This is a genomic window from Vibrio sp. ER1A, from assembly GCF_000733315.1.
In the GTDB taxonomy this organism is placed as follows: Bacteria; Pseudomonadota; Gammaproteobacteria; order Enterobacterales; family Vibrionaceae; genus Vibrio; species Vibrio mediterranei.
In genome coordinates, this window is sequence record NZ_JPJA01000052.1 from 1 (window position 1) to 1,707 (window position 1,707).

Below are 1,707 nucleotides of genomic sequence, written 5' to 3' on the forward strand. Positions count from 1 at the left end.
CGATTTCGGCAACAAAGCCTCATTTCCTTTTAGGTCTACGTAGTCCAGAATATAACTACTAACCAAACCTATCGTTTGTCCAGCCGATTTTAGTTTTTCTTCCTCAGATTTTCGCATTGCATAATAGGAACTTCCGATCATTAAAATGCTAGCAATCATTATTGCTATCATTGTGTCAAGTAAAGCGAACCCCTGATTTAGTTTTCTGCTCATATCTCTTACCAACTATTGCCTCTAGTAACAAGTACTAGAGGCAATAACCATAAAACTAGCGATCGCCTAACCACAGAGGATTTACAGCAGCATCTTTACATTCAACAGTTTTAAGGTTGCTCGGAGAAAAATCAGAGATACCTCCTGTTCCGATGTCTGAAGGAGCTGCAGCAGCTACCTTAGCAAAGTAATAGTTTTTTCCGATCGATTGAAGTAGATCTACGCATGTATCTACATCCAATCCACCAATGCCTATAGTAAAACCAGCATCAGCATTCGAACCTATCGCAGATTTACTGATATTGAAGGAACCGCCATATGGGTTTTTCTTTAGATCATCAGAAAAATCTGATGCAGCTAATCCGTTGTATGAGTTTGCATTACTATAAGCTCTTTGAATAGTTGTAGTTAGCTGAGATATATTCGAAATCGTATCCTTCATTTTCTGTTCAGCAAACGCAGATGACGATAAAGCTACAACTGCAGCTGTAATGATTCCTATAATACCGATTGCAATTATCATCTCTAATAATGCAATCCCTTTCTGTTTATTTTTGTGTTGCTTACCTTTGTGAGTAAGTTTCATCGCTGCTCCTAAATATATTAGATTTTACTTATCATTGGCTAAAGAGTTGGTCCATCAAATTTTTCTATCGCAATTGAATAACTCTATTAAACTAGACCATCGACTGAATAGAAGTTAACCGTTCTTCCGGGTACTGCTTTAGTCGGTAGGACATTACACCAGCCTACGCATTTACACCTAAAAACAATACTTAATAAAAGCTAACAGAAAAATCACACGACATAACAAATCTACACATTAGTTAATCAACTTATAATTTAAGACTGACACCAGTATTATTTTCGTAGTTATCTGATAACAATAGAGTTTCTTTTTAAGTTATAAGGATAAGTAATGAAAAATGTATTGGATCAAGCATTGCAGCTAGAATGTAATATAACAATGGGGGAACTAGTCTATAATCCATCAACAAGAGTACTTAAAAATTCTACAGACAAAGTTATCGCTATCGATCAACGTTCATTAGAGGTATTAGAGATTCTATTGTCTAATGTCGGTACTCCAGTAGATTCCGAAACAATGTTGTGTCGCGTCTGGAAAAATAAGTTTATATCGAAAAATGTTGTTACAAACCGTGTTTGTTTTCTTAGAGGTATTGTTAGAGAGAATGTTGCGAGCATAGAACCACGAGAGTTACTCAAAACATATCCTAAAAAAGGTTACTATTTGTCACCTAACTACGTGGAACTTAGAGTCGAGGATAATGTTAACGGCGTACCTTTAGACTGCACTAATACTAAAAAACTTTGGATATCCAATATAAGGCATATTTATTATCTCGCCTTGTTTCTTTTTATGCTATGTTCTTACTTAGTATATAGGAACATATGACCTATAAGTCAGTTGGCTAATCACATATGAAACAAATTTAATAACTATAGTTTCATAAATCACTATTACATAAATAC

The 1,707-nt window shown here is 34.9% G+C and carries 3 protein-coding genes; 1 reads left to right on the plus strand and 2 read right to left on the minus strand.

Going from position 1 to position 1,707, the window contains the following annotated elements:
* Both HW45_RS29895 and HW45_RS28265 read right to left on the minus strand, forming a co-directional pair.
* A partial coding sequence (locus HW45_RS29895) for a hypothetical protein (protein ID WP_038225150.1) occupies window positions 1-213 on the minus strand: 213 nt, incomplete at its 3' end.
* A gap of 55 nt (window positions 214-268) precedes the next feature.
* Entirely contained in the window at window positions 269-799 is a 531-nt protein-coding gene (locus HW45_RS28265; protein ID WP_051867776.1) for a prepilin-type N-terminal cleavage/methylation domain-containing protein, read from the minus strand.
* Between the two features lie 333 nt (window positions 800-1,132).
* Here HW45_RS28265 and HW45_RS04375 point away from each other — a divergent pair, with 333 nt between their 5' ends.
* A complete protein-coding gene (locus HW45_RS04375) occupies window positions 1,133-1,630 on the plus strand; it encodes a winged helix-turn-helix domain-containing protein (protein ID WP_038225152.1) in 498 nt (165 codons plus the stop codon).
* Window positions 1,631-1,707 lie beyond the last annotated feature (77 nt).